A 9,246-nucleotide genomic window follows, 5' to 3' on the forward strand; every position below is an offset into this window, starting at 1 on the left:
AAAAAGCCGCGTTGGGAAACCGATGCGGCTTTTTCATTTCAACCTGTTTCAGTGCCCGGCATAGGCTGAATAGAACCCAAAGGCGCCGACAAGGATGAGGCTGAGAGCCCAGACAACATCCAGATTGAACCAGCTTTTTGAGATGAACCTAAGACCAAGCCAAAGATAGACGACGGTCGCGATCACTGCGCCGGCCACGGTCATGGCAAAGGTGTGAACGATTGCTACGAAAAAGGCCGTCAGAATATCATTGCTCATCAGTGCCTGCGCCGCGGCATGCCCCGTGGCAGCGACGTTGCCCGGTTCCAGCAGTCCACAAATCCCCAAATAGATCGGCACCAGCATCAGACCGGCCCCGTGCGCCATCGCCGCAAGGAAGGACCACAGTACGAGGCGGGCAGGGTGGACGCGGGCCAGAATTTTTGGGTGTTTTCGGTTTACCAGCAGGTAGACACCCATAGCCACGACGATCAGGCCAGCCCCCATCCGGATTTCCGTCTCGCGTTCGACCAGAAAGATCATCAGGGAAAACGGCAGCAAAATGCCGATCATCGCCAGGAAATGTCCCAGCGCTAGCATACCCAAGGCTTTGGCCATGGCCGCAGGTTTGCGCTCCATCAACGCCGCTGAAACGGCAAGGGGCCAACCCATCCCGGGGTTGATGCCGTGATACAGGCCAGAAAAAATGACGGCCCACCAAAGGGCCGCCAGAGACAGGTCTTCCATCACAACCTAGACAGAGGGATAGCAGAAACTGTCAGTCGAGCAGTCGCCCCCCTCCAGACGGATCTGGTGGGCGCGGGTGCCTTCGGGGAAGTTGATGTAGAAATCGGGATCAAGCGCAAAGCTGCCGTCATCGCCGTCATCGCCGACATTGGCCATCACCATCTGGCCACCTTCCTGATGCGGATAGAACTGGTTGTCCCAGGTGGAATACAGTGAATTGGTCCAATAGACCCGTTTCCCATCGCGGCTGATCTCGACCATTTGCGGGCCGTAGATAAAGTCTTTGCCGTTCGGGTGTTTGGTTTCCCGGGCGATGCCACCCAACTCAACCTTGCCGTTCAGAACAGGGTTAAACGGGTCCGACACATCGTATTGATGCATCTCACCCAGACCCCAACAAGCGACGTACAGGTATTTGTCATCAAGGCTCAGATCGATGTCGGTGACCAATGGCGGTACGGCGCTGAACCCCTTGAGCAATTCCGGCAGGTTTTCTGGGTCTTCAGGGCGCGGGTCGATGGTGATGACTTTTTTTGATTGCCATTTGCCATCATCATCGCGCCACCACGTGAATATTGCACCTTGCAGGTTGGTCGTATCAACGACCACGCCGCAGAAGCCATAAGATTTGGTTGGATCATGCGCCGGTCGGATTTCAAGCGCCATCTGATAGTTTTCGCCGAAATCGATGGTCTGGATGTTCTTGCGCGCTCGCAGGTCCCAGAAATGGATCGAATGGCCGTATTTGTTACTCAGCAGGTCCTCGGGGACGACACCGCCTTCGAACTGAGGCGGTAGGCCCCATTCAGAGCTGACCATGTAGTCCTGCGGCAGGTTCCACCAGAAATCATAGTGTTTGTCCTGCTTGCCTCGGTCCATTTCGTACTGGCCGATGATCTCGAAGCTTTCGCAATCCATGATGAAGATACCCGGAGGGCCGTCAGTGCCGTCCGGCCCCGCGCCGCCCAGCGTCGAGACATAGATACCCTCGGGGCCGCAATGGATGGTATGCGGACGGGAATATCCGGTTTTGGCGAACACTTCCTCGGGCTCGATGATCTTGTGGATCTTTGCCTCCAGCGGCTCCTTGACGTCAAAGATGTAAATCCGGCTGGACCGAATGCCCGGAACAATCAGATAGCGACGCTCCAGAAAGGCGTGGCCGGATAAGGGTGACAGAGATGAAGAACAGGCGTTCCAGCCGAAATGATGAAACTCGTCACCTGTCGTAGGCGTCATGACCGTGTGGACGATCTGGCCATAAGTGTCCGAACCGGATCGCAGGTCAATAACGGCAAGCCCATCATGGTGATCGGCGTCCTTGCCCAGCATTATCGTAAACGCAAAATTCTCGACCGGCGCTTCCATGGCCAGTTTGGGCGACGCGTGGAACGTCGGGTCTGGTCGTAAGTTCATTTCAGTCCTCCCTTTTGTGTTTGCCCCACCTCCCTGGGGATTGTTTGCAATCGTTGCGTCAGTGTCTCCTCATACGTCTCCAACGTTACAAAGTTGTATGGCGCCGCTGATCTTGGTCGCCAATTCCTTGAGCTGAGCACCGATCTCTTGCCGGTTCTCATATCCGAACCGCCGCACCGGGCCGACGGCACCGACGCTGAACGTAGCGCCAATCTTTCCCACGGTGACGGGCGCTGCTACACTGGAAATGCCGATATCGATCTCTTGATCGCAGTCGGCAAATCCCTGTTTCTGGATCAGGTCAAACTCGGCCACCAATTGGGCGCGCGTGGTTTTGGTATGATCTGTGAACGCCTTGAGCGTACCATTCAGAATCGTTTCCTGAAAGTCAGGCTCGGCAAAGGCGGCGATTGCCTTCGAACACGAACACGCATGCAAGGGACGCTCGCCTATTCCGGGGTGGATGAAGGCGCGCCCCGGGTCCTCTGGTGTTTCGACGTGAATGATCTCGATTTTACTGTCGCGGAATCGGGCCAGAAAGACAGTCTCGTTATACGTTGTCGCTGCGGATCTAAGCAGCGGTGCCGAGACACGCCGAACGTCGATATCGGATTTTCCCAACAAAGCGATCCTGATCAGCCTGTCACCGATCACATAAGCGCCCTTGCCTTCAGGCTCCTCGACCAATCCCTGATCCAGCAGCGTTTGTATCAGCCTGTAGCAGGTTGGTTTTGGTATTCCACTCGCCGTGTGAACTTCGCGAGCGGTCACTGGCCGACCCGCCACGGCAATGATGTCCAGAAGGTTGATCAGACGCGCAAGGTGCATTCCGGGATGAGTCCAATTTACGAGACGCCTTATTATAGAATGAGAAAAAATTGAACTGGTCAAGCTTCGCGTGGCTGGCTTCGTATCTCTCGGGGGTCAAATCCAATGCGGGACAAAGCACGAAGGGTGGCGTAAGAATTGAGAAAGCATAGGATAACTTGCGGTCGTCTGGCGATGGGTTTGGCTCGAAGAAATATGCAAAAACTTCAACTGACGAGTTTTCAGTGCGCATTGGCCGTGGCAGCGTTTGCGCTTTTGTCGCTTGCCACCAATCAGGTCAAAGCCGCAGACGACAACAAGTCAACGATTGTTCAGAACGCAGGCGTTGGCCATATTGCCGAAGAAACAGAATGGACTGAGGTTCAAGACATCCTCAACCGCCGCTGCGTTGTCTGCCACAGTTGCTATGACGCACCGTGCCAGCTGAAACTCACGTCGCCAGCCGGCCTGCTGCGCGGGGGCAGCAAAAATGCGGTGTACCATTCCCAACGGCTGAAAGACGCGCAGCCAACCCGATTGGGTATCGATGCACAGACGGTCCCCGAGTGGCGGGAACTTGGGTTTCATCCGATCATTCCAGACGCTGAGGGAACGGACCCCTCGGTGAACCTGTTGGAAAGATATCTTGCCTTGGGTCGCGAAAATCCATTGAAGCCTGATGCCTATGTCCCCGAAGAGCTCGGGCTTGCTGTTGATCGACCCCTTGTGTGTCCTTCGCCGCAAGAATTTGGCGATTTTCGGGACAACCACCCGCTGGCGGGCATGCCATATGCGACTGCTCCACTTCATGAAGAAGAATATCTGTTGTTGGAGACATGGGCCAAGAATGGCGTGCCTTTGCCTGGCTCAAACCCGGAAATACCGGACGAGATCACATCGCAGATCGAGGCGTGGGAGGCGTTTCTCAACCAGCGAGACCTTCGAACGCAACTTGCCAGCCGATACATCTACGAACATCTATTCCTCGCACGTCTTCACTTTCCGGATGGCCCGTCCAGACAGTTTTTCCAACTTGTCCGGTCATCGACCCCACCTGGCGAAGCCATTCAGGTGATGGCTACACGCCGTCCCTTTGATTCCCCAGGGGTTGTTTCATTTTACTACCGCCTGAAGCCGGTCAGCGAAACGATCGTACACAAGGAACACCTCGTCTACAGCTTTGGCCCGGCGCGTCTGGGTCGGTTCAAGCAACTGTTTTTGGAACCGGATTGGAATGTAACTGAGTTGCCGGCATTTGGCGAAGCAGAAGGCGGCGACCCGTTTTCAACTTTCGCAGATATTCCAGCCCGCAGCCGGTATCAGTTTTTGTTGGATGACGCGCTATTTTTTGTTCGCAGCTTTATTCGTGGCCCCGTCTGCCATGGCCAAACAGCCGTCGATGTAATCGAAGACCGTTTCTGGGTCAGCTTCCTTGATCCTGACGCCGATATTTCGATAACAGACCCCACGTTTCTAACAGAAGGAAGTGCCTTTCTGGAGCTGCCCGTTTCACAGGTTGAAAACGGAGCCACCGGCGACTTGCAGTCTTTTTCCCACAAAAACCAAGTCAGATATCTCAAGTTCCGCGACGCAAAGTACCAAGCTAGCCCCGCCAATAACACCGGTTTCGACTATGCCGCGATCTGGGATGGCGACGGTCACAATCCCAATGCGCTGATCACAGTGTTTCGTCACTTTGACAACGCATCAGCGATGACGGGGTTTCACGGAAATATTCCCGAGACGGCTTGGGTTATCGATTACCCGGTGTTCGAACGGATTTATTACAATCTTGTCGCCGGATACGATGTTTTTGGTCGGGTTGAGCATCAGCTTTCAACGCGGCTTTACATGGATGAATTGCGGATGGAAAGCGAGGATACCTTTCTGTCTTTCCTGCCTCAGGAAATTCGACAGGACTTGCATTCCGAATGGTACAAGGGTGCATTGGCGGGTATCCACACCTATTGGCATGAACGCCATGTCGATAGCAGATTCCCGACAGGCATTGAGTTTGATACTTCGGATCCCAAGCGTGAGTTCCTTTTGAAGTTACTGGATCGCGGAGATGGATTGTGGTCGGTGGCCGATCCGATCAACAGATGTAAGGATGCCGATTGCCGCGCCGCAAACCAAAGCGACAGTGCGTCCACGTTGCGCGATTTGGTCGGCCAGCGCGGCAATTGGGTCCAATACCTGCCCGACATCTCTGTCCTTGTGATCGAGCGCGAGGGCGCAACCCAACTTTTCTCGTTGGTGCACGACAAGGCCCATGACAACGTGGCCTTTCTGTTTGATGAAAGCGCGCGCCGGGCACCACAATCCGATGCGCTGACAGTTATGCCAGGGATTATCAGCAGCTATCCCAATTTTTATTTCAAGGTCACGGAAGAAAATCTCGGGTCGTTTGTTGCGGCCCTGATGTCAATCGAGGATCAAAGTGACTGGTTTGACGTGATCCAGATATATGGCGTGCGCAGAACGAGTCCTGAATTTTGGGTGACAGTCGATCAGGTTCAGGCCGCGTTCTTCCGGCAAAACCCGGTTCAGTCCGGGATACTGGACATCAACAGGTACAAAGACCCCAAGCCCGGTGATGATCCGACCTGAAGCCGGTTCCGGTGCCAATCACGACGGTGTTTCCGATGGCACCTGGCCTATTGCGGGCTATGACCTCAGCCCGGCGGTGGGCAGGCGACCTCGATCAAAGATGGTCCATCGTTTGCAAAGCCGTTGGACAGCGCTTTGGCAAAACCGTCCGCAGTATCTGTGCGAACAGCGGGGACTCCGTGCCCTTTCGCCAAAGATACCCAATCCAGTTCGGGATTCTCGACGTCAAACATGGCCTGCGCGTTGCGCCCAACGTGATTGACCCCAACATTGGAAAGCTCATCGCGCAAAATCTGATACCCGCGATTGGCAAATACGACGACTGTGATGTCGAGGTTCTCGCGCGCCATCGTCCACAACGACTGCAAAGTGTACATTGCCGATCCGTCACCCGTCAGCGCAACAACTTTTCGATCCGGGCAGGCAATGGCCGCACCCGTCGCACATGGCAAACACAGCCCGATGGCACCGCCAGTTCCACCCAAAAGCTCGTGCGGCCGCGCGTTTGCCAGCGGGGGCATGACATGAAACCCCGACGTGACAGATTCATTGCAGATAATCGCGTTCTCAGGGAGCAGTGCGGCCAGAGACCGCCCCACCTTTTCCAGCGTCAGATCACCGGTCGGGATGGATGGTAAATTCAGCGAGACCGTCGAAAAGGTCGTTTTGATTGATACGCCCAGCACATCCGCAAGGGCCTGCAGTGTCCATTCGATGTCGTCCGTTGGCGAACAAAGTTGAGTGACCGTGCAGTTTGCCGGTTCCGGTACACTGGGTTGTTCGGGGTAGGCGAAGAAAGCAACAGGCCTTTCCGATCCCAGCAAGGTGATCGAAGATGTCCCTTCAAGCTGGTCGATCTTCGTGGTAACCGGATATGCCAATTGATCCAGCCGCGCGGTTCCAGCGCCTTTGGATATTCGCGGGATCATAGTGTCGGCCATCAAGCGGCATCCCGTCACCTCAGCAATTTTTCCCGCCAGTTCGCGCAGCGCTCCGAACAGGGCCGCACCGCCGATAATCAGAACTGCGCCGTCCGTTCTCAACCGTGCGGCGCTCGCTTCGATTTCAGCCGAAGACGGGCAGTGCAGTTCGGGTTGCGAGGCGTGAACCACCGCAGACGCATCCACGCCGTTCCATGCGGCATCAGCCGGCAGAATGAGCGTAGCAATCTGGCCATTTCGAAACCGCGCAGCTTGAATAGCCGCTGCACCATCGGCGGCCACGCTGGCCGCGGTGTTGGATATTCGTGTCCAATGGCTTATTGTATTGCTGATGCCCGTCACATCGCCTTTCAAAGGGCTTTCGTGTCGCTGGTGGTGTGTGGCATGGTCCCCGACCACATTCACGATCCCGGAACCCGCTTTGCGCGCGTTGTGCAGGTTTGCAAACGCATTCCCAAACCCGGGTGCAAGGTGAAGAAGCGTACCGGCGACATCGCGTTTCATACGGTAATACCCGTCGGCAGCCCCCGTGGTACCGCCTTCGAACAGGCACAAAACGCAGTTCATTTCCGGGTGTTCGTCCAACGCGGCGACGAAGTGCATTTCTGAGGTGCCGGGATTGGCAAAAACTGTGTCCAGGCCGTTGGCAAGAAATGTTTTCACCAGAGCGCGCGCACCATTCATAGCAATTCCCACTCATTGAAACTCATGACCTTTGGCATTCTCTGCGACTTTGCCAGTAAGCACCGCGCACAGCAATATCCCCGGTTTGATCATGACAGTAAGCGAAAAAAGAGTGCGCTATCGGCGAGTTGTCCGGAAAAAACAAAAGACTGTCCTCATTCGATCTTTCTTTAAACCCGCCCGAAGGACATTCTTACAAGAATGTGGAGAGTGCGGGCTGCCTGCGATAGAATTTGGCGACAGCTGCAAATCGATTGAGACGCCGGAGATGGGAAGAGAATCCGGCCAACATCGCGTCTCGGATGGGAGAACAAAATGGAATTCGATTATGTCATTGTTGGCGGTGGATCTGCTGGTTCGGTATTGGCATCGCGTCTAAGCGAAGATCCAAACGTCAAGGTTTGTCTGCTCGAGGCCGGCGGGTCCGGAAACGGTTTGTTGGTACGGATGCCTGCAGGCGTTGTGGCGATGCTGCCGGGGCGCCCCAAAATCAACAATTGGGCGTTGGAGACGGTCGAGCAGCCAGGTTTGAATGGCCGTAAGGGGTATCAACCTCGCGGCAAATGTCTGGGCGGGTCTAGCGCCATCAATGCGATGCTCTACGTGCGCGGGCAACGTCAGGACTATGACCGTTGGGCCGAGCTTGGATGTGAGGGCTGGGATTGGGACAGCGTGCTGCCGTATTTCCTGAAATCCGAGAACAACGAATGGGGTGGCAGCGACCTGCACGGTGGTAATGGGCCGTTGCAAGTGTCGGACCAGAAGGCTCCGCGTCCGATTTCTGAGGCGTTTGTCGATGCAGCAGAGCAGATGCAGTTCCGCCGCGCGCGCGATTTCAACGGTGGCGACAACGAAGGCGTCGGCCTGTATCAGGTGACGCAGTTCCACGACGCGGCTAAAAATGGCGAGCGGTGCTCGGCCGCTGCGGGCTATCTTTTCCCTGTTATGGGCCGGCCGAACCTGACCGTGGTGACCAAAGCGCATGCCAAGCGGCTGACATTTGAGGGCAAACGGGCCACGGGCGTTGTGTATCGCCACAAAGGCAAGGACGTAACTGTCACCGCCAAACGTGAAGTCCTGGTGTGCAGCGGCGCTTTTCATTCGCCGCACCTGCTGCAATTGTCCGGCATCGGTTCGGGCGAGGAACTTTCCAGTCACGGCATCGACGTCGTTCATGATCTGCCTGGTGTCGGCAAGAATCTGCAGGATCATCTTGATTTTGTTCTGGCCTACAAGACCAAGGACCCCGACAATTTTGGCATCGGCCTTGCGGGCTCTGCACGTATGCTGGGGCACATCCTGAACTGGCGCAAAAACGGCAAGTCCATGTTGTCCAGCCCCTTTGCTGAAAGCGGAGGTTTCATCAAGACTGATCCGTCGTTGGATCGACCCGACATTCAGCTTCATTTCGTGATTTCACTGGTGGATGACCACGCGCGCAAACTGCATCCGGGATATGGCTTCAGCTGTCATATTTGCAAGCTGCGCCCTGACAGCCGCGGCAGCGTGTTCCTGCAAAGCACGGACCCGATGGTTTCACCTGGTATCGATCCCGCATTCCTGTCCGACAAACGCGATCTTGACGTTATGATCAAGGGCGCGCGACTGACACGCGAGATTTTGGAAAGCCAGCCAATGGCCAAATACCGTCACAAGGAAATGTTTGGAACTGACACAGCCAACACGGACTCGGACTGGGAACAGCATATCCGGTCCCGCGCTGACACGATTTACCACCCGGTCGGCACTTGTAAAATGGGAACCGATGACATGTCCGTAGTCGATTTGGACTTGCGTGTTCGCGGCGTTGAGGGCCTTCGCGTTGTTGACGCGTCGGTCATGCCACTGCTGGTGTCGGGCAATACCAACGCACCGACCATTATGATTGCTGAGAAAGCGGCCGACCTGATCAAGGCGGCCGCAGCCTAAAGTCAAAGGCCCTGAAAACAGCTTTTGAACCGGCGCAGGAGCCTCAAGTATGAGCGTACGGTTTTATTGGTATTATTGCGGTTACGTTGTTTTTTGGTGTGCTTGGCTGATTTTTTGGGGTGCGTTTGTTTTT

6 protein-coding genes are annotated in these 9,246 nt (G+C 55.4%); 2 read left to right on the forward strand and 4 right to left on the reverse strand.

All coding sequences use genetic code 11. The annotated features are described in order from the left end of the window. Positions 1-48 precede the first annotated feature (48 nt). The 3 genes from ACR0CR_RS16770 to ACR0CR_RS16780 form a co-directional block, all read right to left on the reverse strand. The gene (locus ACR0CR_RS16770) at positions 49-726 is read right to left on the reverse strand and encodes a hypothetical protein (protein ID WP_480601253.1); all 678 of its coding nucleotides are present in this window, start codon (positions 724-726) and stop codon (positions 49-51) included. A gap of 6 nt (positions 727-732) precedes the next feature. Further along, the gene (locus tag ACR0CR_RS16775) at positions 733-2,142 is read right to left on the reverse strand and encodes a selenium-binding protein SBP56-related protein (RefSeq protein ID WP_480601255.1); all 1,410 of its coding nucleotides are present in this window, start codon (positions 2,140-2,142) and stop codon (positions 733-735) included. Positions 2,143-2,211: 69 nt separating this feature from the next. Beyond that, positions 2,212-2,970 (reverse strand): IclR family transcriptional regulator, encoded by a 759-nt coding sequence (locus tag ACR0CR_RS16780; protein ID WP_480601257.1) that lies wholly within the window; start codon positions 2,968-2,970, stop codon positions 2,212-2,214. Between the two features lie 195 nt (positions 2,971-3,165). Between ACR0CR_RS16780 and ACR0CR_RS16785 the strand changes: the two genes are divergently transcribed. Further along, entirely contained in the window at positions 3,166-5,559 is a 2,394-nt protein-coding gene (locus ACR0CR_RS16785) for a fatty acid cis/trans isomerase (protein ID WP_480601260.1), read from the forward strand. A gap of 65 nt (positions 5,560-5,624) precedes the next feature. Here ACR0CR_RS16785 and ACR0CR_RS16790 read toward each other — a convergent pair whose 3' ends face one another. After that, the gene (locus tag ACR0CR_RS16790) at positions 5,625-7,184 is read right to left on the reverse strand and encodes an acetolactate synthase large subunit (RefSeq protein ID WP_480601262.1); all 1,560 of its coding nucleotides are present in this window, start codon (positions 7,182-7,184) and stop codon (positions 5,625-5,627) included. 315 nt (positions 7,185-7,499) lie between these two features. On the opposite strand from ACR0CR_RS16790, the gene ACR0CR_RS16795 reads away from it, so the two are divergent. Continuing rightward, positions 7,500-9,113 carry a GMC family oxidoreductase gene (locus ACR0CR_RS16795; RefSeq protein ID WP_480601264.1) on the forward strand — a complete coding sequence of 538 codons (1,614 nt, stop codon included), beginning with the start codon at positions 7,500-7,502 and terminating at the stop codon, positions 9,111-9,113. The last annotated feature ends 133 nt before the right edge of the window (positions 9,114-9,246 follow it).

This window comes from Ruegeria sp. AM2 (genome assembly GCF_056540685.1).